25 protein-coding genes, 1 tRNA gene and 1 other annotated feature are annotated in these 21,528 nt (G+C 37.4%); of the genes, 11 read left to right on the forward strand and 15 right to left on the reverse strand.

Going from position 1 to position 21,528, the window contains the following annotated elements:
* Positions 1-3 precede the first annotated feature (3 nt).
* From ectB to NST93_RS11050, 4 genes are all read right to left on the reverse strand, one after another.
* Entirely contained in the window at positions 4-1,248 is a 1,245-nt protein-coding gene (ectB, locus tag NST93_RS11035) for a diaminobutyrate--2-oxoglutarate transaminase (protein ID WP_405103846.1), read from the reverse strand.
* Positions 1,249-1,300: 52 nt separating this feature from the next.
* Positions 1,301-1,846: a diaminobutyrate acetyltransferase gene (gene ectA, locus NST93_RS11040; RefSeq protein WP_405103848.1), complete on the reverse strand. Its 546-nt coding sequence runs from the start codon at positions 1,844-1,846 to the stop codon at positions 1,301-1,303.
* A 350-nt stretch (positions 1,847-2,196) separates the two neighbouring features.
* Positions 2,197-3,096, reverse strand: coding sequence for a formyltetrahydrofolate deformylase (gene purU / locus NST93_RS11045; protein ID WP_405096960.1), 900 nt, complete (start codon positions 3,094-3,096; stop codon positions 2,197-2,199).
* Positions 3,097-3,175: 79 nt separating this feature from the next.
* Positions 3,176-3,907, reverse strand: a complete 732-nt coding sequence (locus NST93_RS11050; RefSeq protein ID WP_405096962.1) for a plasmid pRiA4b ORF-3 family protein — start codon at positions 3,905-3,907, stop codon at positions 3,176-3,178.
* Positions 3,908-4,115: 208 nt separating this feature from the next.
* Between NST93_RS11050 and NST93_RS11055 the strand changes: the two genes are divergently transcribed.
* A complete protein-coding gene (locus tag NST93_RS11055; RefSeq protein ID WP_405096964.1) occupies positions 4,116-4,616 on the forward strand; it encodes a hypothetical protein in 501 nt (166 codons plus the stop codon).
* 59 nt (positions 4,617-4,675) lie between these two features.
* Here the strand turns inward: NST93_RS11055 and NST93_RS11060 are convergent, their stop codons facing one another.
* Entirely contained in the window at positions 4,676-5,050 is a 375-nt protein-coding gene (locus tag NST93_RS11060) for a VOC family protein (RefSeq protein WP_405096966.1), read from the reverse strand.
* 238 nt (positions 5,051-5,288) lie between these two features.
* On the opposite strand from NST93_RS11060, the gene NST93_RS11065 reads away from it, so the two are divergent.
* The 5 genes from NST93_RS11065 (at position 5,289) to NST93_RS11085 (ending at position 9,956) form a co-directional block, all read left to right on the forward strand.
* Entirely contained in the window at positions 5,289-5,786 is a 498-nt protein-coding gene (locus tag NST93_RS11065; RefSeq protein ID WP_405096968.1) for a DoxX family protein, read from the forward strand.
* A gap of 195 nt (positions 5,787-5,981) precedes the next feature.
* Positions 5,982-6,530, forward strand: a complete 549-nt coding sequence (locus tag NST93_RS11070; protein ID WP_405096970.1) for an NADPH-dependent FMN reductase — start codon at positions 5,982-5,984, stop codon at positions 6,528-6,530.
* Between the two features lie 165 nt (positions 6,531-6,695).
* Positions 6,696-6,948, forward strand: a binding site (T-box leader).
* Between the two features lie 88 nt (positions 6,949-7,036).
* The gene (tyrS, locus tag NST93_RS11075) at positions 7,037-8,251 is read left to right on the forward strand and encodes a tyrosine--tRNA ligase (protein ID WP_405096972.1); all 1,215 of its coding nucleotides are present in this window, start codon (positions 7,037-7,039) and stop codon (positions 8,249-8,251) included.
* Positions 8,252-8,764: 513 nt separating this feature from the next.
* Positions 8,765-8,890, forward strand: coding sequence for a hypothetical protein (locus tag NST93_RS11080; RefSeq protein ID WP_405096974.1), 126 nt, complete (start codon positions 8,765-8,767; stop codon positions 8,888-8,890).
* Positions 8,891-9,023: 133 nt separating this feature from the next.
* On the forward strand, positions 9,024-9,956 hold the full coding sequence (locus NST93_RS11085; protein ID WP_405096976.1) for an IS110 family transposase: 933 nt from the start codon (positions 9,024-9,026) through the stop codon (positions 9,954-9,956).
* A 571-nt stretch (positions 9,957-10,527) separates the two neighbouring features.
* Here the strand turns inward: NST93_RS11085 and NST93_RS11090 are convergent.
* Complete coding sequence (locus tag NST93_RS11090) at positions 10,528-10,668, reverse strand: hypothetical protein (protein WP_405096978.1); 141 nt, start codon at positions 10,666-10,668, stop codon at positions 10,528-10,530.
* A 71-nt stretch (positions 10,669-10,739) separates the two neighbouring features.
* Complete coding sequence (locus NST93_RS11095; protein WP_405096980.1) at positions 10,740-11,306, reverse strand: hypothetical protein; 567 nt, start codon at positions 11,304-11,306, stop codon at positions 10,740-10,742.
* 177 nt (positions 11,307-11,483) lie between these two features.
* Here NST93_RS11095 and NST93_RS11100 point away from each other — a divergent pair, with 177 nt between their 5' ends.
* From NST93_RS11100 to NST93_RS11115, 4 genes are all read left to right on the forward strand, one after another.
* Positions 11,484-11,729, forward strand: a complete 246-nt coding sequence (locus NST93_RS11100) for a glutaredoxin family protein (protein ID WP_405096982.1) — start codon at positions 11,484-11,486, stop codon at positions 11,727-11,729.
* 66 nt (positions 11,730-11,795) lie between these two features.
* Positions 11,796-11,866, forward strand: a tRNA-Cys gene (locus tag NST93_RS11105).
* 106 nt (positions 11,867-11,972) lie between these two features.
* Positions 11,973-12,134: a YvrJ family protein gene (locus NST93_RS11110; protein ID WP_405096984.1), complete on the forward strand. Its 162-nt coding sequence runs from the start codon at positions 11,973-11,975 to the stop codon at positions 12,132-12,134.
* Positions 12,135-12,459: 325 nt separating this feature from the next.
* Positions 12,460-12,777 carry a transposase gene (locus NST93_RS11115; RefSeq protein ID WP_405096986.1) on the forward strand — a complete coding sequence of 106 codons (318 nt, stop codon included), beginning with the start codon at positions 12,460-12,462 and terminating at the stop codon, positions 12,775-12,777.
* A 475-nt stretch (positions 12,778-13,252) separates the two neighbouring features.
* Here the strand turns inward: NST93_RS11115 and NST93_RS11120 are convergent, their stop codons facing one another.
* From NST93_RS11120 to NST93_RS11155, 8 genes are all read right to left on the reverse strand, one after another.
* Positions 13,253-14,092 carry a hypothetical protein gene (locus tag NST93_RS11120; protein WP_405096988.1) on the reverse strand — a complete coding sequence of 280 codons (840 nt, stop codon included), beginning with the start codon at positions 14,090-14,092 and terminating at the stop codon, positions 13,253-13,255.
* Positions 14,093-14,172: 80 nt separating this feature from the next.
* Positions 14,173-14,571, reverse strand: a complete 399-nt coding sequence (locus NST93_RS11125; RefSeq protein WP_405096990.1) for a hypothetical protein — start codon at positions 14,569-14,571, stop codon at positions 14,173-14,175.
* A gap of 19 nt (positions 14,572-14,590) precedes the next feature.
* Positions 14,591-14,809 carry a helix-turn-helix transcriptional regulator gene (locus tag NST93_RS11130; RefSeq protein WP_405096992.1) on the reverse strand — a complete coding sequence of 73 codons (219 nt, stop codon included), beginning with the start codon at positions 14,807-14,809 and terminating at the stop codon, positions 14,591-14,593.
* 114 nt (positions 14,810-14,923) lie between these two features.
* Complete coding sequence (locus tag NST93_RS11135; RefSeq protein ID WP_405096994.1) at positions 14,924-16,345, reverse strand: L-cystine transporter; 1,422 nt, start codon at positions 16,343-16,345, stop codon at positions 14,924-14,926.
* A gap of 1,005 nt (positions 16,346-17,350) precedes the next feature.
* Positions 17,351-17,503, reverse strand: coding sequence for a hypothetical protein (locus tag NST93_RS11140; RefSeq protein ID WP_405096996.1), 153 nt, complete (start codon positions 17,501-17,503; stop codon positions 17,351-17,353).
* 754 nt (positions 17,504-18,257) lie between these two features.
* The gene (locus tag NST93_RS11145) at positions 18,258-19,226 is read right to left on the reverse strand and encodes an anti sigma factor C-terminal domain-containing protein (protein ID WP_405096998.1); all 969 of its coding nucleotides are present in this window, start codon (positions 19,224-19,226) and stop codon (positions 18,258-18,260) included.
* Between the two features lie 5 nt (positions 19,227-19,231).
* Positions 19,232-19,714 (reverse strand): RNA polymerase sigma factor, encoded by a 483-nt coding sequence (locus NST93_RS11150; RefSeq protein ID WP_405097000.1) that lies wholly within the window; start codon positions 19,712-19,714, stop codon positions 19,232-19,234.
* Positions 19,715-19,843: 129 nt separating this feature from the next.
* Positions 19,844-20,599: a hypothetical protein gene (locus NST93_RS11155; RefSeq protein WP_405097002.1), complete on the reverse strand. Its 756-nt coding sequence runs from the start codon at positions 20,597-20,599 to the stop codon at positions 19,844-19,846.
* 199 nt (positions 20,600-20,798) lie between these two features.
* On the opposite strand from NST93_RS11155, the gene NST93_RS11160 reads away from it, so the two are divergent.
* The gene (locus tag NST93_RS11160) at positions 20,799-20,948 is read left to right on the forward strand and encodes a sigma factor-like helix-turn-helix DNA-binding protein (protein ID WP_405097004.1); all 150 of its coding nucleotides are present in this window, start codon (positions 20,799-20,801) and stop codon (positions 20,946-20,948) included.
* Positions 20,949-21,528: the final 580 nt, after the last annotated feature.

Here is a 21,528-nt window from a genome sequence, read left to right on the forward strand (position 1 = left end):
AAATTAGGCGAGTACATGCTTGATGCTGTCCTCTAAAATCTGCAATCCTTTGTTTAAACCTGCCTCATCAATAATTAATGGAGGTAGGAATTTAACAACCTCATCTTTTGGTCCAGATGTTTCGACGATTAACCCGCGCTGAAATGCTTCCGCGCAAATTTTTCCAGCCAAATCGTCTACATGGACAGCGATTCCCTGCATAAGTCCTCTGCCACGGGCTTCACCGTTTAAAGCTGGGTATTTCTCAATCATTGTTTCGATTGATTCTTTAAGAAAGCTTGCACGTTCCCGAATGCTGACGGAAAACGCTTCTGTCTCCCAATAAGTCAATGCTTCCGTTGCTGCAAGGAATGCCAGGTTATTTCCACGGAATGTTCCGTTATGTTCACCTGGTCCCCACTGATCATACTCCGGCTTAATTAATGTAATTGCCATTGGTAAACCGATGCCGCCAATTGACTTTGACAGGCAGACTATATCTGGATTAATTCCTGCAGGCTCAAAACTGAAGAAGGTTCCTGTTCTTCCGCACCCTGCTTGTACGTCATCAATAATTAACAGGATATTGAAACGCTTGCAAATCTCTTCTACTTTCTGCAGCCATTCCATTCTCGCAGCATTTATGCCGCCTTCGCCCTGTACTGTTTCTAGAATAATTGCTGCCGGCAAATCAACACCCGAGCTGCTGCCTTCTAAATAGCTTTCTAAATAGACAATCGTGTCTTGGTCATCCACAAAATTATCAAATGGCATCGAGACAGAATAATTTAATGGAATTCCTGCACCCTTTCGCTTAGCAGAATTGCCAGTTACTGAAAGGGAACCAATCGTCATCCCGTGAAAGGCATTTGTAAAACTGATCACCGTTTCACGACCAGTTACTTTTCTGGCAATTTTCAATGCACTTTCTACTGTATTTGTACCTGTTGGTCCTGGAAACATAATTTTATAATCGAGGTTTCGGGGTTTTAGAATGGTTTCCTGAAACTTTTCAAGAAATGCTTTCCTTGGAGTAGTTCCCATATCGAGGCTATGAAGTATCCCATCATCCTGTATGTACTCGATAATTTTATTTTGCATTACATCATTGTTATGCCCATAATTCAATGCGCCTGCCCCTGCAAAAAAGTCAATATATTCTTTTCCATCACTATCCCATAAACGATAGCCTTTAGCCTTTTCAAAAACAGTTGGCCAGCCTCGGCTGTAACTTCTTACCGCTGATTCCAATTCTTCAAAAGTTTTCATCTTATCATTATTTATTACTGCTGTTGTCAAATTTCTCATCCCTTATCATTTTTTATTTGTTAAATGGTCCAATTCTGTAAAGCCATTCCGCTTCGTGTGTCTCATCCTCAGCTTCCGGAAAGTTCTCCGGTTCAAAGTATTTATCAATCCTATAATTGGCCTGAAACTTTCTTGCAATGCCTAAGAATAAATTATTCGAAGCTGTGTTTGACGGCGATACAGTCGTCTCAATATATTGAATATCTTCGCAGGATTTACGTTCTAAAAGCTGATTCAGCATTTTTGTTGCCAGCCCTTGCCCTCGCTGTGATTCATGAACAGCCACCTGCCAAATAAATAATGTGTCGGGATCCTCTGGATGAATAAATCCAGAAACAAATGCAACAGGCTTTTGATAATGCCCCTCTTCCTCAAATGCTACAATCGATGTTTCGGAAAAAATCTCACACCACATGATGTAACTGTAGGAGGAATTCAAATCAAGGTTTCCAGTATGTTTAATTAACTCCCAAACTGCAGCCCCGTCTTCTTTGTCTGGTTTTCTAAAATGAAATTCTCTTTTTACTATTGGTTTCTCACCAGTTTCTAAAGTCTTAATGCTCCCACCACCTAAAAAATTTTTAGTACTTTTAAAGCTTAACGTTAATAGAAAATTACGTCAAAACGGATTAAACTGTATATTCTATGATTAAACATGATTTGACTCGATTAACTTATCCTAACCGGTGAATGCCTATAAATAACTAAAAAATAATAGCAAATCATCCATATACCAGCAAATTGATTAAAAGTGCATTTTAAAAACTGCTGTCTTTAGCAATCGGATAGAATTTCTCCTGCTTATGTAAAATTTCATTCATAATTGGGAATAAAAATTTACACATAAAAAGGGACACACCAAGTAATGTGCGTCCCTTTTTGTAAAAACTCTCTCATTCTGTTTATCTGTTAAAAAACAATTGTCTTATTCCCATTCACAATAATCCGATCGTCTAAATGCCATTTAACCGCACGTGACAGTACACTGCGTTCAATAGACTGGCCGATTTTCTTCATTGCTGCTGCATTATCACGATGGTCCACTCTGCCAATATCCTGTTCAATAATTGGTCCTTCATCCAGTTCATTTGTCACATAATGCGACGTTGCACCAATCATTTTTACACCGCGCTGGAAAGCACGTTCATATGGTTTTGCTCCAATAAAAGCTGGAAGGAATGAATGATGGATATTGATTAAGCGATCCTTGTAATCTTCCACAAAATCTGGTGTTAAAATTTGCATATAACGTGCAAGCACTACTAAATCAACATCATATTGTTTAAGCAATTCTTTTTGCTGCTGCTCCACCTGCGCCCGGATATCCTTGTTCGCAGGAATATAATAAAACGGAATGCCATGTGATTCTACAATCTCCCGTGATGTCTCATGATTACTGATTACAAGTGAAATATCAGCCATCAAGTCCCCGCTCTGCCATTCCCAAAGGAGTTCTAATAAACAATGTGGTTCATTTGATACGAAAATTGCCATCTTCTTAATTTCCTGTACATATCTGATTTCCCAATGCATCGCAAATGTTTCAGCTATTGGCAGAAACGCCTCCTCCAGCTCTTCTTTTCGCTTCATTAATGCAGGACAATCAAATTCGATACGCATGAAAAACTGACCGCCCTCGGGATCAAGTGTATATTGATCAGATGTTACGATATTTGCACCATGTTCATGAAGAAATTTTGACACCGCTGAGACAATACCTGGCTGATCTGGACAGCGAATCAATAGACGTGCCCGATTCTCATTTTCTTGTTGATATGTTTGTATTTTCTGTGCTGAATAACTGCTCATTTTCTCTTACCCCACCTGTTGTTAGTTAATATAGTTTAATAAATGTGATTCCCTTGTTAACTGCTAGAGTTTCCATTTATTATTTCCGATACTTATCATCAATTACTTTATAATTCTTATGGTTCAACTTGTCCCATTCTGTTTTCTTATAATTTAGCGATTTAAGACTGCTATTAACCCATTCAAAATCATACTCTCTGAAGTATGATGAATCCGCCCATTCTTTTGCATCCTGATAATCTGGATGATTTGGATCCCGGTAAACTTCAAGAAATTCATAAAACCCACTTATCCCTCCTACATCTTCAGGCGGCGCTGTTTCTGCCCCATCAAGAAGGGTTGGATAGCCGAAATAGTAATCATCGACAATCTGTTCAAGTTGAATTGAGAAATTCCAATCATCTCCATAATCATATATATAGTTGATTTCCTTATACTTTTCCAGATAATCATCAATTTTTAAGCCACTGGGGTTCCTGACTTCAACTTTTAATCTATTTTGACGTTTTTCCTCGAATTTCTTCATATCTTCAGGCATTGTCTCTAGTCGTTTTTTAAAAACAGCCTTGTTCTTTTTATAGTGTTGGTGCTCGTGATATGCTTCTTCATTATTCGTCACAATTCTATTTTCTTCTTTTAGCTGAAATTCATAAAGATGATAGCCCTCGGAAGGATAGCCGCCTTGGAAGTTCGTTATATTTTGGATTGTGTCATGCAGCCTGTTAAATGTTGCCCCTGCTGGCATGATGACTTTTCTCCATATCAGTGGATTTGAATCTGTCAGTTCAACTATTAATATATATGCTTTCATTGCTTGCACCTCACATTCTCTTTGTCTTTAAAGGACATTTTACCATGAGAATCAAGATGGGTCATGTTATTCCATTGTTCGCGGGTAATTGTGCTTCATAATCAGTGAAAATTATCTTATCTAAATATATAAAGTATTGGTACCAACATAATTATGTCCATGCTAGAATAATATGAAAGCATACTGATATGGGAGGGAAGTTATCCACTTGAAGAGAGAAGTGCGCATTTCCGAAAAGTTTTTGATTGCCTGTTATGGCTTCATTTTGCTTTTTATGCTCGTCCAAGATTGGGTTCCTTTAGGCTCATTAAATGATATAGATGCAATTGCTCAAGAGAACACAGCAAGTCAATTGCTATTCATCACATTAATTGGTGTAGTCCAGATTGTAATATTAATGGTGCTTATCTTTATTTTTATTGGAAAAAGATATCCTATTTGGGCAAAGCTATGGCTAATTATTCATCCTTCCTGTATTTTTACAGGCGTATTATTTTCTTGGTGGATACCCTATTTCTTCGGTATTGGCGCGGAGGAAAAGGTGGAAAGATACCAGATAATGTTTGGAGATACGCATTCTTTCCTGCCTGTCATGCATGGAATTGTTCCGAACACGCTTCATTTCATATTCCATGTGACACTTTTGCTTTGTATTTTGCTGACGATTTATATAAGCTTTACAGACCGGAGGCAGAATTGGAATCATTAAAAGCGAATAAATCCCTAAATTGAAATCTGTTTCATTAACCTGGTATACAAAAAATTAACTTACCCATTGCAAATCATAATAACATTCCCATCCGGATCACTGATGTTAAAATAAGCAAAATCATCAAATTCAACAATCTCTGATTCTAGTTGATAACCCAGCTTTTTAATATACTCATAGGCTTCCTTAATCTCATCCGTATGAAAGTTAAATAATGGTTGCATAGCAGGGATGACTTTCTTCGTGGTACCCATTGGTCCTGCATCCAATGTGAGCCCAGTATAGTGATTCATAGTGAAATTATAGACAGGTCTTGAAACTTTAGATAAATCAGCTTCCTGATCGAGTAATTGACTGTACCATTTTACTGATTCCTCTAAATCACTTACATGGACGAAAATAGTATTTACCTGATTTTTAATTAAATTATTCATGCTTTCCCCTCCTATTATTGGTTTCCTAATTGCAGGAAATTTCTTTACAATTCATCATAAATTATCTTGCCACACGTTTCCACTATAATTATCTAGTAAATATCCATTTTCTATTACAACTTTGTTAATACAAATTAAAATGTGATGCTCGTCACACACTCACGTAAATCGGAGTGCTATTATGTATATAACTCATTGTGAATTAGTGAACAAAAAATATAAAAGGAGCAGGATACATATGGTTATGAACTTTCTTAGAAATAATAAAGTTGTTGCTGGATTTTTAACTTTATTGAGAATATATATTGGATACCGCTGGTTGACGGCAGGAATTGGCAAACTGACTAGTGGAGGATTTGATGCAAGCGGCTTTATCAAAATGGCGTCCGAAAACACAGCTGCTCCGGCATGGTGGCAGTCTTTTCTGGAAACAGTTGCATTGCCAAATGCTGGACTATTCTCCTTCATGGTGCAATGGGGCGAGTTATTAGTTGGTATTGCCTTGATATTGGGGATTTTCTCCAACTTTGCTGCTTTAATGGGGATTGTGATGAATTTATCATTCCTATTTAGCGGCGCCGGGATGATGGATGCGCAAATGGCTGTACTCACTGTATTTATCGCGATAGCTGGAAGCAATGCAGGCAGATATGGTGCGGACAGATGGGCATTGCCATTTCTCAAAAAAATGCTGTTTTATAAAAAACAGAAACAGGAAAAAGTGGCGATTGTTTAACTGCTGTAAACAATCTTCCTTGAGGGATTAGATAACCATTCTAGTCCCTTTTTCATGCAGAATTCCCCATGCCCAACATATATTAGTAGGATAACACCTCTAAACCAATCTCAAGATTAGAGTCTTCCCCCGCGAAATGATAAACTCATACTATCAATCAACATAATAAAACAATCTTGAAAAGAGGTATAAATAATGAAACTTGTCGGAGTATCAGGAGCTCTTGCCGGTGACAAAACATCTGCTGTTGTGAATGATGTTTTAGTCTATGCCCGCCGATTCGACTCAAATATAAAAACAGAATTAATCGACTTAAGGGACTATGAGATTGACTTTTTTAATGGCGCTCCGCTAGCTGATTATAATGAAGATACTTGGAATGTTGTTCAAAAGATTTCATCTGCAGATTTTCTTATTTTCGGAACACCGATTTATCAAGCATCTATTTCAGGTGCTTTAAAAAATCTGTTCGACCATTTTCCTGAATATGCATTTAAACATAAAGTAACAGGCATGATTGCAACCGGCTGGTCTGACAAACATTTTCTCGTTATGGAATACCATTTGCGATCGATTTTGTCTTATTTTAAAGGCTTCGTACCTACGAACAATGTATTTGTCCATAATAGCGCGTTTGAGATAGACAGTGATGAAATTATCGATGAACGTGTTTCAGAGAGGATTCAGCAGCTTGCGGAAGAGATGGTTTCTTTGCAGCGTGGAGTAAATAATAGACAGGCATAAATATCTTCTAATCTGCTGACAAATGCGAGACAGTGATGTGTAAAAGTCTGCTCTTTTCATTAATAAAAAATTCATGTCTTGACAACTGTTCGGAATGTATATAGAATAAACTGCAATTAATATCTGCATAACGAAGATTTGTTTGAAGCATTTCGGAGTATAAGAACAAAGGCTATGATAAGAAAGAGTAGCAATCATGTAGACAGACAGAAAGTTACCGGTTGATGAGAGGTGCATGTTGAACGATTGTGAATACATCTTGGAGCTGTGTACCGAAAAGGAATTCCTTAGTAGGCTGCGCCGGTTTAGCACCCGTAATCCTGTGCTGAAGTATCGTCAAACGACCGTACTTACTAAGATAGGCAATGTGAGTTGCTTATGAATTAAAGGTGGTAACACGAGATGAATCGTCCTTTTGGTTTTTAACCAGAAGGGCGCTTTTTTGTCTTCTGTGTTTCTTATAGAACCTGCAATATTAGAAATAATATTTCAAGGGAGATGTTAGGATGTTACTAAAAGCTGAAGAGCAATTAAAAATCATTTCAAAAGGTGCGGAGGAAATCGTAAACGAAAAAGAGCTGCTGGCTAAATTGGAAAAATCATACCAGTCACAGACTCCGCTTACGATTAAGTTAGGGCTAGATCCTTCTGCCCCGGATATTCACTTAGGTCATGCAGTTGTTCTGAGGAAAATGAAACAGATGCAAGATTTAGGGCATAAAGTTGTCATTATTATCGGTGACTTTACTGGCCGAATTGGCGATCCTACAGGGAAAGCAAAAGGCCGGGCAGCTTTAAGTGACGAACAGGTAAGGGTAAATGCTAAAACATACTTTGAACAAATCTTTAAAGTGTTAGATTCAGAAAAAACAACTGTCCGTTATAACAGTGAGTGGTTATCGAAACTTACATTCGAAGAGGTCATTCAATTAGCAGCAACTACTTCGGTCGCCAGGATATTGGAACGTGATGATTTTCAAAACAGATATGAAAATCATGCGCCAATTGGAATTCACGAATTTTTCTACCCACTCATGCAGGCATACGATTCAGTGGAAATAAAATCGGATATTGAATTGGGCGGTACAGACCAGACTTTTAATGTTTTAATGGGGCGCACACTTCAAAAGCATTGGGGACTGGAAAAGCAAATCGCAATTTTCATGCCTTTGCTTGAAGGACTGGACGGCATAGAAAAAATGAGCAAAAGTCTCGGAAACTATATCGGGGTAAATGAGCCTGCAGAAGTCATGTTTAAAAAAGTGATGGAAGTGCCGGATCATCTGATTATGAAATACTTTGAATTAGCAACAGATGAACATCCAGATGAAATAGAAAATATAAAACAACTTCTGGAAAAAGGAGCAAATCCAAGAGATATAAAACTTCAATTAGCTAATATAATTACAAATTTATACTGGGGAGCAATGGAAACACTCCGAGCACAAACATATTTTGAAACTGCTTTTAGCCAAAAAGAAATTCCAGATGACATCCCTGAAATTTTAATAGAGATTGGAGCAGAAACGCTTGCTGATCTCATTCCACAGCTTATTGATATTGGACTAGTAAAAAGTAAAAGTGAATTTTTACGTTTAATTAAGCAAAGCGGTGTTCGACTTAATAAAGAAAAATTGCTTGAGGATGATTTAGAACGCGTGATAATGAATCAGGAGGTTTTACAAATTGGCAAAAAGCGATTTGTCCGTTTTATTAAGTAATCCAACATGATTCGGCTGATGAAAGATCGTCTATTCGACCGGGTGAACCTGATTCTCATTCTTTCGGGCGTTTAGAGCCGATCTATTCGACCGGGCGAAACTAATTCCAATTATTTCGGGCATTTAGAGCTCCTCTCATCGACCGGGCGAACCTGATTCTCATTCTGCCGGTCGTTTAGAGCTCCTCTATTCGACCGGGCGAACCTGATTCCAATTCTTCCGGGCGTTTAGAGCTGCTCTCATCGACCGTTTCACACGATTACCGCTTCTTTCGGGCGATAAGGCACTTTTTTCTATCATCTCTGCTGAAAACCAAGAAAAAAACAGAAAGAGGCCGGGACTTTTAACTAATACCAACCAAATAAAAGACGAACATTATCGAATAAAGAGCTTTTAATGTTAACTTTTTATAACAGGAAAATGATTCATAGTCGATAGAAAATGCTGATCACCTTAATTCAGAGTAATGTTCGTTTTGCTGTTTGATTATCCTGCTGAAGGTCCGCATTCCAAATGCCCCTTCGCTTTCCGCAGGCGGCTGATGAGCCCCGACGCACAGGACGTGCTAGTGCAGATGTTGCCACAGGACGTGGCGTACTTAATCTGCCCCGTGCTGATGCACTCCATGGTCTCATCTAGGCCTCTCTTCCTGCAGGAGTTATTATGAACGAAACTAGCCCCTATTCGTAATCTCGTAGGTTAATTTGGGTATAGAATAAGTAAGAACATACTAAACCAAATCAGAGCTATTATACGAAAGGAGCTAGTTATAATGAATAATACCACAAAATATGTTGGGTTAGACGTTTCTAAGGAGAATATTGCGGTGGCAGTCGCTGACGAGGGTCGTTCAAAGCCTAGATATATTGGGATGATAAGCTATTCTGTACAGTCCATAAGAAAATTAATGAATAAGTTAGGCAAGCCGGAACAATTACACGTGTGCTATGAAGCCGGTCCAACTGGCTATGGCTTGTACAGGCTTTTAAATAGCATGGATATTGAATGCGAGGTGGTTGCCCCTTCACTTATTCCAAATAAACCAGGAAACCGCATAAAAACCGATAAACGCGATGCATTAAAATTAGCTAGTCTTCACCGGGCTGGTGAGCTGACTTCCATTTATGTGCCAACAAAGGAAGGAGAAGCATTACGTGACCTCATACGTGCACGTGAAGCAATAAAAGAAGATGGGAAAAGAGCAAAACAAAGAGTAACTAAACTTTTGTTAAGAAATGAAGTAAGTGAACCGCTAGGGACCACTAAGTGGTCAGCAAAATATTGGAAATGGTTAGATAGTTATCACTTTGAATATGCCGCAGTGGAGGTTGCATTTCGAGAATATGTGCAACAGCTAAAAGAACATCAACAACAGGTGAAAATACTAGAAGAGGAAATTGAAAAGCAATCAATAGACAGCATACATGCACCAACGATTCAAGCGTTAATGACACTTCCAGGAGTTGCACTCATTACAGCCACAAGTTTGGCAGCTGAAATCGGCTCATTTGAAAGATTTCCAACAGCAGAGCATTTCATGGCATACAATGGGCTTGTACCAAGTGAAAGTTCAAGCGGAGCAACACGGAAGCAGGGTGAGATTACCAAGACGGGTAACCAGCACATACGCAGATTATTAATTGAATCTTCCTGGGCTTATAGATATAAACCAGCTGTAAAAGGTGATTTAAAAAAAGAGCCATGAAAGACTCTTAATTTAGAGCTGCCCAAATTACCAAACAAAAAAAGTTTTAGAGGGTAACTTGACAGTTTCGTTCATATTAGTCTCGGTGTATTTGGAATGCTCCCAGAAGAAATAGAGATTTATCTCATTGAATGATGTCAGAAGATATGCACGTTAATTATAAACCGACTTTAATAGCCGGTTTATTTTCTTGTTTTCCTCTTTTTTAATGGAATTCTATATTTTTTACTGTGTTCAATTGCTTTCTTGGCTAGAATCTTAGATTCCTCTTTTGTCATTTTTAATGCCATTATCATCCGTTCCTTGATAGCAGTGTGGACGAAAGTTAAGGAGTATATAATACAAACATTTTTAAGATTGCAAATTAAACAGCCGTAATATACACACGATAATAGATTTCAAGAAGTGTTCGTGTTTGGTGACAGTAATCGCATTGCAAACTTATGGTGTGAGTTCGTCACGCACATCACCCTTTTCCTTAACGATAAAAAACCTCCCTTAGCGAAAAAAAGTATTTGTGTTGTTCTCATCTGTGGTGTAATAGCAGAGATAGAATTAAGGAGGGAAGGATTTATTCGTTGTCGTTGATAAACTCTAAAAATCCTGGTACTTCTAAGTCTTCCAGCATTGTCATCTTCTCCAATATTTTCATTTGGATATCTTGCTTCATGTCTTCCCGGTCGTTGTACGATACTTTACTGACCACCTTCATGATCTTTGGCTCAAAATTGTTGATAATTTCCTCACACGTAACATCTTCGATTCTACAAATAGGAATCCCTCCTAATTATCCTTTACGGAACGTCTTAAAATAATAATGGCCTTATTGTGGTTGTACGAAATGACCTGTTTGGATTCGGATAGCACTTCTGCTATATCCACATCCTTTAGATTGTACTGGTACTTGAGTGTCAGCACCTCCTTCTGTTTATCGGAGAGGGTGTTCCAAGCCTTATATAGATTCAAGTCTTCCAGTAATTCCTCCAAAGAGAACCGGTAGGGGTGCAGTGCAGGATGCTGCTCGGAGGCTATGATGTCTATCAACGTCGTGTTGCCGTCTTCTCCTATCGGTTTGTCTAAAATGAGCTGGTGGTTCGCATAGTGTTTGTTATTCCTTTTATCCAAGTCCATCGAGTAGTAGTGGATGAGCTTGTCAATATAAGCAATAACTTTAACTCGCTTGTAGTAGATTCTAAACGCGGAATCCAGAGCATGTTTGGTTTCCTGATTGGGTGATTCAATAAAGGCTTTAAGCTTTTGGTGGTTTGCTTCCTCCTTTAGAAAATTGGATACAATGGGTTCTTTTAGTTTCTCTTTCTCTTGAATGGTAAACGAATAACTTTGACTCAATTTCATTCCCCCTTTTTACATCTAAAGAGAATAAATTACATGAAAGGTCAAAAAAGGATACAACTGAAAGATTGTATGTTCCATTCTATCGTTAAGTTATATTTAATCCTATTTTTTTTGACTGCGCCCTTCTATTTGTCTCTTTAATGAGTGAGATGATGAGAAGGAGGGAAACATATGCCGGATACAAAAGTGACGCTTTATCGGGCGGATTGGTGCATTCATTGTAGGAACGTCAAAAGTTGGTTAGACGAGAATAATATTGCTTATGAATTCAAGAACGTGGATGAACTGGAAAATCAAGATTACTTAACGGATTTGAAGGCGCAAGGTATTCCATTCTTTGACGTCAAGAAAAAAGGAACAAATACGGTACAGATTACCGGTTTCAACCGCGAACAACTAATGGGCGCCATGCAATAAACAATCCAAGAAGGGAAGGTTTAGAAAACACGCACCTTCACCTTCCCTTCCCTTGATCATAGAAATGGCGGTGTAGCCAAGCGGTAAGGCAAAGGACTGCAAATTCTTGATCCTCGGTTCAATCCCGGGCACCGCCTTTAACATTCTGTGTAATCAGCCTCTCAGTCTATCTATCGTGGTAAGACTTCTTCATTTCCGGATAGATTCTTTCGCTTGATGAAACCAAAAGAGAGAGGGGATATTATGACACTGGAAAGCATTCCTATTTGGATTAGTTTAGTAGGTAATTTCGGTTTTCCGATTGCGATAACCGTATACCTTTTTGTTCGGTTTGAACGTAAGTTGGATGATTTGGAAAAAGTCATCTTAGAACTATCGTCCGTCATTAGAAACCTCAAAAAATAAGGGGGGGAGCCAACATGGATATCAGTGTATTGCTGAATTGCTACTGTAAATCTAGGGAAATGACACATTATTATTCGAATCTTTTGCAAAGTGAAGGAATTGGTGAGGTAGAGAAAGGGTTGATTTATGATCTTCTTTTAGATAGTATGAACGCGTCCGCGAAGATACGGAGGCTTTGTAATAGACAGTATGACTATTACGAATGTAAAGTGCCCTTTGATAAATAAAACCCACTCCAATAAATAGACTAACACAATAAAATGGGACAATAAAAAACACTTTCGACATGGTATAATCAAACAAATACTATTCGGAGGTGTTTTGCGTGGGCAAAAATTTTTATTCTAGTGAAGTTAAATGGGCGGTTGTAAAAGATAAAATGAGTGGTGAATTAACGAACAAAGAAATAATGGATAAGTATGAAATTAAGAATGTCTCACAAATTAAAACGTGGATGAAGTGGTATAGAGAGAATCAAATCCACCGTTTTGATCAACCAATAGGTAAACAGTATTCTTATGGCCACGGTCCTGAATGGAAAAGTGAAGAGGAAAAGAAACATGCAAAAATAGAGCATTTACAGATGGAGAATGAAATTTTAAAAAAGTATTTAGAAGTGAAAAAGGAGTTGAGAAAGAAATAGTATTACGGCTGGTGGATAAATTTCGAGGAAAGTATACGGTAACGGCTATTTTATCTGCATTAGGAGTGGCGAGATCTCGGAGAGCTTCCTAAGCCCTGCGAGTTTCAGCTCATCTTTAATCATTTCCTGTAATATACGTACACCGTGTGATATAAAATATGCAACTCGAAGCCGAAAAAAGTACCTCGAACGACATACAATACCTCATACGAATCATATATAATATATATCAGGATATATTCGTCGCTACGAGGTGTATGATGAGTGCCGATGTTTCCACACATTATATATCCAAGATAGGCACGTTGTGTAACACACCTTGAATTCTCACTCTTTTCATACCATATACTGATTTGGTATCACACACCTTACAATCATTTAAAATATCGCATACAGCAGATTATCGTTATGCTGTCACAAAAAGAAAACCCATACTGAATCATACGGTATGGGTTTTCTTCATTTTCTGGTTAATTTAGCTTACTGGACATTCATTCGGTCTGGAAGCACCAACGACACACATTCGGCAGGACCAAGCAGCACCAACAACTGCGATGGCACATGCGATACATCCGATACATAGATATGGGTTGGCACAACCGCAACATGCAGCGATACAGGATCCGAATGTGATAAGACAGCTGTTCCAGGTACCACAATTTAATCGGTCAGCCATACATCGGGTCCATCTCAAACTACAACCCTCCGCTTGAATCGTTACAATTCCTTCTTCTTCATGGACAAAGGTTCTTAGATTCCCCATCACAACGATTGGTTTTTGGTTGCTCCCGTCAATTGCAAACTCACCGATCAATTCTTCGTTTTGGTAGACAGGAAGAACTAAAATCGTTTGCTCTTGAGATTGCGTTTCTCCAGCTTTGTCTAGAAGATAATTTTTGGTTTGAAGGACATATTTCTCTTCGTCTTTGACAGTATATCCTTCAGCAATAAGGTGTTCAGTGAGTTGCTTGAATTCTGCACTAGAACTAGCAACTTTTTGTAGTCCTTCTAAAAGGTCGCTCTTTTTTGTTTTGGTGGCAATGTTGATCAGTTCTACTTCTTGAAGTTCCGTATACGTTACTTCACCGTCGAGCCCTTCATCTGTTTTTACTGGGACTACAAATCGCTTCCCGAGCGTGTTTGCCTTTGATTGCACTTCGTCGGGATTGGCAAGAACCGAGAAGTCCACCTCATTTGATTGCAGTCTAGTGAAGTCTGCTGCAAGGTTAAAACGAGACGTTATCTTTTCTTTGATTTTTGCCTCAAAATCTTGTCTTTCCTGTGCATCCAATGAAAGTACATTCATAAGTGTCATTAGATATCCTCCTTTAAATTTTGGCTTTCGATATATAAAGAGGATGAGTGAGACTTTTTGACAAAATTACTTCACCATTTTTATCCCATAAAACGTTGGACGATTTGAGATACCATAAATCCCAACAGACTTATTAGTATTGCTCCGACCATAAAATTCAGCGGTTCGCCAGCAATAAACCCATAATAGAGACCAGCTGTTGCTATTATTAAAACGGTCAACATGCAAATATATGCGATAGCAAGTGAGTTTATTATTTTACGCATGATTCGTTCATCTGCAACGATCACGTCATTATCCAATTCACCGTTCTTTCGATTGGTGAGAAATCTATAAATCTGATAACCCATCCCAATGATAAATACGACCCAAATCACCCAAGAGATGTTTCCTTTTTCAAAGTTCGACAATCCTAGATATATTCCAAGTCCAAACATACACACATAGAAAAGCAAAAGTAACCATTTTTTCACACGCATACGTAACCCCTCCTAAAAATTATCGCTGTTCTTCCTCTAAAAAAAATAATTTCTCAACTGGCAGGTCTAAAATCCTGGAGAGCATTAAAACAATACTGACAGATGGTTCATATTTCTGCTTCTCAATGGAAACAATCGTTTGACGATGCACTCCAACCTTATCGGCAAGTTCTTCTTGTGTCATATCGTTCATTCTTCTAAATTGCCGGACATTATTTTTTAAATACCCTTTCTTCAATGGATTCACCTCATTTGTATACTATTATATACAAAAGGTATGTGAAAGTATACATTTTTTAAAAAAACCGCACCGGGATTCGGTGCGGCCTCTACCTACTTGACAGGGGGCAGTTCATTTTAATATCTTTACGTTTTTTGAACTATACAACCGGTTGTCAGCCACTGAGTTTTTGTCATTGAATTTCTCTGCATCGTGGCCGCCAATAATTTTGGATGTCAGTGTTCCAGCAACCATAGATCCATTTACGTTAAGTGCTGTACGGCCCATATCAATAAGTGCTTCAACAGAGATCAACAGTCCTGCTAGACCTACTGGAAGCCCCATAGAAGATAGAACGATAATCGCTGCAAATGTTGCACCGCCACCAACACCAGCTACACCAAATGAACTGATTGCAGTAATAAGGATTAATGGAATTAAGAAATCCCACGCTAATGGATTGATTCCAACCATTGGCGCAATCATGACAGCAAGCATTACTGGATAAATACCGGCACAGCCATTTTGACCCATCGTTGCGCCGAATGATGCAGAAATGTTCGCTGTTCCCTCATCAACTCCAAGTTCATTTCTTTGTACTTGAATATTGATTGGAAGTGTCGCTGCGCTTGAGCGTGAAGTAAAAGCAAATGCAAGTGCTGGGAATGCTTTTTTCAAATATGTCATTGGATTCAATCCAAACCCTGCTACGAGAACTAAGTGGATGAGCAACATCGTAATTAATGCTGCATAAGAAGATATCACGAATTTACCAAGTTCCAACACCCCAGCATAATTTGTATTTGCAACCATATTCGTCATGAGTGCGAGTACCCCATATGGTGTCAAACGAAGAATCAAGGTTACAATCCGCATAACGATGACATAAATCGCATTGACCCCTTTTACAAACAGTTCTGCCTGTTTTGGTTGTTTTCTTCTGATTCCGAGTACCGCCACTCCTGCAATAAGTGAGAAGATAACCACTCCAATGACAGATGTTGGACGCTCTCCCGTCATATCAAGGAAAATATTATTTGGGATAAACGCTAAAATTCGTTGTGGTGTCGTCTGGTCTCCAATACTTGCATAACGTTCTTCCATCGAAGCAGCTCGCTCATTTTCGGATTGACCGGCTTCAATCTGGTCGGCACTTAGGCCGAATAGAAGTGCTGCTCCAATTCCGATAACAGCTGCAATCATTGTAGTACCAATGAGAATCCCAATCACCCAACCTGCCATCTTACCGAGTTGTTTCGTTTTTTCCAAGTTGATAATCGCCCGGATGATAGAAACCATTACGAGTGGTACGACAATCAGCATTAAGAGTCGTACATATCCACTTCCGACTATACTGTACCAATCTAGAGTTCCTGTCAGTATATCAGTTCCAGCACCATAGATGCCCTGTAAAATAGCACCTAATACGAGCCCAACTCCCATTGCCGTCAAAACTCGCTTACCAAATGAAATGTGCTTTTTCTGCATGGAATAAAGCAAACCAATTACAATGAATAAGACGACAATATTTAAAATGATAAAGACAATATCCATCTTTCCCCCTCCTAACTTTTACGTTACAACAATACATATAGATTTAATCGGATTTAAAACATACAAAGAATTACAATCTTAATCTGAAGATGTCATTGTTTTTGCTTTAAGAGCCTTAAAATTCATCCTTCTGTTTTTATATGGTAGATGCGCATCAATATGTAAAGAGGTGAAACACACTAAAAAGTAAACGTATTATTAGTTTTTTAAAACTTATTTATTTTTGACAGCAAGCATCAGCAATTACAAGACTTGCTTATATGATATTGAATTATACTACATCGCGCATAATATAAAATTTTACAATTGGCAAGGGGAGTTTAGATATACTTCTAATAATCCAAACAGGTATGGAGAGTGGAAGCGATTATTTGCTGATTGAACAAGATGGCCGCTATGGTAGTGATGTCTATGAATCTCTTCGAATCTCCCGTGATAATTTAATAAAGATGGGGTATGAAAGCCGGTTCTAATTATTTCCCGTAACGGGCAAAAAGCTTTATACAAAGGCATTACAATTATTAACATAGTGGATAAAATAACCTGGCAACGAGGACATTCCTTTACATCAATACAGTTTTACAGATAAGTGTAAGCATGTATATAAATATTCCTGTAAGTATGATAATCTTTTATACGAAATACGTAGCCAATAGTAGTACATTTTATCAACAAGTATTATTGCTGGTTGGCCCCTAGTGTATTTTGCAAAACAAAAATACATAAGATTGCAACTGCAATTACATAATGTTGCAACTTGAATTTGAGTCTCTGCGGGCATGATTACAAAGCCATGAAGCCAGTCGTAGCAAGGCTGGCTTTACCAATGAAGGCTATCACGTCCGCTTCTCAAAGTAAAATTGCAACGTCAAATCCCTTTGCAATACTCTGCACTTTTATTTTGAATCATACAGCCCCTAGGAAGTACGTTTAGCCATGTTCATTGCGTTTTGTAAATATAAAAGAAACACTCCTAATAAACATAGAAGTGTTTCTTTTATAATTCTAGCAGCATTTACCAGTGTATATTAATTCGTTATTAATAACTTTCCAGAGGCCAGGGCAGCCTTTTTCATAACAACAATCTGTGTGCTTATAACATCCCATTTCAGCTTGAGGAGCTACATGGTCATGCTTCTCTCTCTTTTTCTCTTTCATTTTTTATTCCTCCTTTAATCTTTGTTTATTATCTTAAAGAGGAATTTAAAATTTAAAATTTAAAATAAAAATAACTTGCACTTTTTCCTTTATGTTAGCTTAAAACCTAAATAGATATAAAATTACTTTTAATTCATATCAAACCACATTCCCCCGACAGCGGAGCCAAGTCCTGTTTCCCAAAACAATAGAAATACTACCATAATAAGAAACCAGGAAATTCTCCATGTTTTGTTAGAACTCACAAATTGAATAATGTAAAAGATGAGCCAAAATCCCAATGAGGATCCAGTAATAAACCACATACCAGAACTTATTCCTCCTTCACCTATTCCAGCACCGGATATGGCCAAGAAATTAAACGAAAGTAATAAAAGTAAAATTATAATGTTAAATATATGAAAAGCCCTCTTACTCAATTAAATCACTCCTTATATTATATATTGATTAACCGCATTTTGTTTAAGGTTGATAATTAATCGTTAAACTTATGAGAGAAACAACAATAATGAATATAATCGAAAAGGTATTTAACAAGATCCCCAATACTCCGGATATTTTGCTGTGATTGTTAAATAATCCGATAACTCCTAGAAATATTCCTAGTCCTTGTAATAAAAAGTTTTCACTAAACTCCGTTTGAAACAAAAGGTTTATGTTTAGTATCAACAAGCTAATTAGCCCAACAATGATAGATGAATAACTTGCTGAATAAAAATATTTATAAGTCAATTTCATTTTATTAATCTCCCATCTATTCCGACTTGCTCCAATTCCAAAATTCTACTTCACCTATATGAATGCCTCTTATCTCCTTTTGCGCCCTTAGCTTGTGTATTTCTTTTGTCGGTCCTGTAATGACTACCCCATAAAGTTTAATTCCATTCTGACTAATATAATTCAATCTTTCCTTCGTAGCGATAGACGCCTCTCCCATAATACTAGTTGCAATTTTTTCCTGTTCATCCAAATAATTTAATTGTTCAAGAAAGAGATCTTTGTTATCTTCTTCTGTGAAAGAAGAATTGCTGGGGGTTGTATTTTCCTCTGGATATCCTATAGGTGTAACTACAGAACCATCTTTATCTAACATTTCATCTTCAAGCCCTGTATCTACGGCATTCCATACAACTTTTATATCGTAGTCTAACAATAAGCTCTCTAATTCTTTCGGATGGTAAGACTTATCCAAAGATAAGAATGCTTCGGTCACTGTACCCTCTGGAATTTCATTTAGCTTATCCCAGCCATTCATTAACCGGCTAGGGATATCTTGACTTGGATATACAAAAGAAAATTCTCTATCTCTAAGATTCATCGTATTTTCTTTAACCGTTAAATTTACGGATTCATTTCGATTGAAACCGAGCGCTAAATCGGAATCATATTCCCCGGCTTTTAAGGTTTCTGATCCAATTTCTTTATATAATGGTGCTGATAAATGGAGTCCGAAAAATGGGGCGAATTTTAATTCAACTTTGGTATCGCTCACTTGGAGGTTCGGTTCCGTTAATGAATAAATGGTTTCTAAAACAAGTATTTCATTATTTGCCCTGTCATTTACCTTGTAATAAATGAGTGTTGACAAGTAACCGAACGGTAGTATCAAAAATATAATTGACAGCACGAGAAGAATTGTATTCCATCTTGCTTTGCGTTTCGCCGACATTATAATTTTGCTTTGTTTTTCATTGCTGATATGAGAATTGTTTTCCGTTTTCATTTTATTTACTCCTTATAATTTTGTTTGATATGTTTTCGTGCCCTATGGACTAACGTTTTAAAGGTTGATACTTTTTCATTCATAATGAAAGCTCCTTCCTCATAAGTAAGGCTTTTAAAGTCTTTAAGAATGATTGCTTTTTTTTGTTTAATAGGGAGTGTGTTTATAATTTTTATAACGTCATCAATGATTGCATTAGTTATGATGATGTCTTCTATTTTGATTTGACATATATCAACTTCTTGAAAAAAATCGGTTGTCAAAATCACTTTCTTTTTTTTTCTAAAGTGATCAATGAAGCAATTTTTGGCAATAGTAAATAACCAAGCTTTTACGTTATCTGGCTGATAAGTGTCCATACCGATATATGCTTTTAAAAAAGTATCTTGAAGTATATCTTCAGCAGCATACTTGTCTTTTTCCATTGACAAAATATATCGGTAAATGTCATTGGAGTATAATCTGAAAATCTCCTCAATTGAATTCATATGCTTCCTACTCCCCTTACCTCATAAACGAAATGATTCGCAATATCGTTTCACTTTTTATAAAAAAACAAAAAAATCTCCCTCCTATTACTTTAACAGGAAAGAGACTTTTTGGTTTAAATAATTATCCTAGCATCCTTGAGCTAACATTTTTGCCCAGAATGCTGCACGAATAGAGGTTTTTCCTGGGTCACTGGTGTTAGCTGCACAGCTTCTTAGATTTCGGTCACAAGAGCATCGATCTGGATAACTTTTGAATGATCCATAGCAATAGTCATGTGTTCGGCAGCAAGTATCCAATGAATTTACTGGAGTTCCACTTCCACATCCCGCACCGCACCACTTATATTTAACACCACTAAATGTACAACAACCGCTTTGGATACAAGGGAGTGCCTGTATGCGGATGCCACCATTGACCGCAATTTCTTCTTTCAACAGATCAGGGAGTGAAATAGTATCATCGTCTGTTTGCGATTGATATTCACCAATCCTAACGCCGTCATCGAAAGTGACCGCTGTTTTTACTTTGCCTATTTCAGAAGTAGAAATCTTATTTAACTCTATTGAGTACCTATTTTCAATTTCTCCTTCTATATTTTCAAAAAGTGCTTTTGAAACCATTACGTAAGAAGTCTCCTGAAGTTTCAAGAAAGTGATTAACACTTTGACCCCTTTAGAATCAGATTCGCTTTCTTCAACAGGTAACAACGTTAAAATATACCCTTTTCTTTCTTGCGCATTGTGATCAATCAATGAACTATTAAGATCCATGTACTTCAATGCTTTCTTTACGTAACGAATAGAATCATTATCTAACAATTCTATCAGGCCCTCGTCTAATTCTTGGATGTTATAGCTATAAATACCATAATCCTCAGCCATAAATATTTCCTCCTTTAGCTTTATATATCACTTAGATTTTCTAAATGATCCTAACTGTATAAGAGGATTTATTTTAAAAAAGTCAAAACTTCAAGGCTTTTTAGCAAAAAAGTCTAATAAACGAACAATTTTAATAGAAAAGAGATTGTTACATAATTAGATAACTGATTGTCTAACAGTTCCCTTATGCTGTTCATTTTTGGAGTTAATTTATGACCATGGATTAAATAATAAGGAAGTTGCTGAGGTATTAAATAAATCAGAACAAACAGTTTCATATAACCATAGTACTGCATTAAAAAAGATAATTTATCGAGGTGATAAATTTTGGATAACATTGGTTTGTTAATAGCACTAGAAGAGGGTAATCTATCGAAGGTCATTTCCTACTTTCGTCCATCAATTAAAAAAGGTTTACGAAACACACCCTATCAAGAATGATCCGATTTAGAGCAGAAAATAATAATAAAAATCTATGAAAAAATGGAAAAGCCAAATAGATGTCCTCACTTTCTTTGAGTTTATTGATTGCAAAGGGGATTACGAAGTGCTTAGCACATCCTCTTCTTTTGCAGTATTATCCGAAATGCATATTAACTAGACATTTCCCGCCTCAATGGCGTGTTAGGGACTTCCATCCATTAGCTCGGAGTGCTGCCAAGCGCACAAAATTTAAACGGAGATTTTTATGTTGAAAAGTAAGAAAGTTGTCGTTTAGGGGTCCATCGCGCCGCACCTTGCACGAAATTGGACGACCTTGATAGAATTTAGGTACTCTGTGTGTGGGTGTTTTAATGACATAGTTCCAGTCTCTGTTTACCATACGGTGCGGCACCGTATGTGTTGGTGTGTCATAACCCCATTCCCTTCTTCCACGAACCTCCTTAAGTATTATACGGCATATAATTAAAGGCTGGCGCAACAACCAG

The organism is Oceanobacillus sp. FSL H7-0719 (assembly GCF_045040795.1).
Classification (GTDB): Bacteria; Bacillota; Bacilli; order Bacillales; family Amphibacillaceae; genus Oceanobacillus.

Coding starts and splice junctions, on each gene's coding strand:
- ectB (WP_405103846.1), bottom strand. CDS start 1,248: ATGAAAACTTTTGAAGAATTGGAATCAGCGGTAAGAAGTTACAGCCGA.
- purU (WP_405096960.1), bottom strand. CDS start 3,096: ATGAGCAGTTATTCAGCACAGAAAATACAAACATATCAACAAGAAAAT.
- NST93_RS11050 (WP_405096962.1), bottom strand. CDS start 3,907: ATGAAAGCATATATATTAATAGTTGAACTGACAGATTCAAATCCACTG.
- NST93_RS11060 (WP_405096966.1), bottom strand. CDS start 5,050: ATGAATAATTTAATTAAAAATCAGGTAAATACTATTTTCGTCCATGTA.
- NST93_RS11065 (WP_405096968.1), top strand. CDS start 5,289: ATGGTTATGAACTTTCTTAGAAATAATAAAGTTGTTGCTGGATTTTTA.
- NST93_RS11070 (WP_405096970.1), top strand. CDS start 5,982: ATGAAACTTGTCGGAGTATCAGGAGCTCTTGCCGGTGACAAAACATCT.
- tyrS (WP_405096972.1), top strand. CDS start 7,037: ATGTTACTAAAAGCTGAAGAGCAATTAAAAATCATTTCAAAAGGTGCG.
- NST93_RS11080 (WP_405096974.1), top strand. CDS start 8,765: ATGCCCCTTCGCTTTCCGCAGGCGGCTGATGAGCCCCGACGCACAGGA.
- NST93_RS11085 (WP_405096976.1), top strand. CDS start 9,024: ATGAATAATACCACAAAATATGTTGGGTTAGACGTTTCTAAGGAGAAT.
- NST93_RS11090 (WP_405096978.1), bottom strand. CDS start 10,668: ATGAAGGTGGTCAGTAAAGTATCGTACAACGACCGGGAAGACATGAAG.
- NST93_RS11100 (WP_405096982.1), top strand. CDS start 11,484: ATGCCGGATACAAAAGTGACGCTTTATCGGGCGGATTGGTGCATTCAT.
- NST93_RS11110 (WP_405096984.1), top strand. CDS start 11,973: ATGACACTGGAAAGCATTCCTATTTGGATTAGTTTAGTAGGTAATTTC.
- NST93_RS11120 (WP_405096988.1), bottom strand. CDS start 14,092: ATGACACTTATGAATGTACTTTCATTGGATGCACAGGAAAGACAAGAT.
- NST93_RS11125 (WP_405096990.1), bottom strand. CDS start 14,571: ATGCGTGTGAAAAAATGGTTACTTTTGCTTTTCTATGTGTGTATGTTT.
- NST93_RS11135 (WP_405096994.1), bottom strand. CDS start 16,345: ATGGATATTGTCTTTATCATTTTAAATATTGTCGTCTTATTCATTGTA.
- NST93_RS11140 (WP_405096996.1), bottom strand. CDS start 17,503: ATGAAAGAGAAAAAGAGAGAGAAGCATGACCATGTAGCTCCTCAAGCT.
- NST93_RS11145 (WP_405096998.1), bottom strand. CDS start 19,226: ATGAAAACGGAAAACAATTCTCATATCAGCAATGAAAAACAAAGCAAA.
- NST93_RS11150 (WP_405097000.1), bottom strand. CDS start 19,714: ATGAATTCAATTGAGGAGATTTTCAGATTATACTCCAATGACATTTAC.
- NST93_RS11155 (WP_405097002.1), bottom strand. CDS start 20,599: ATGGCTGAGGATTATGGTATTTATAGCTATAACATCCAAGAATTAGAC.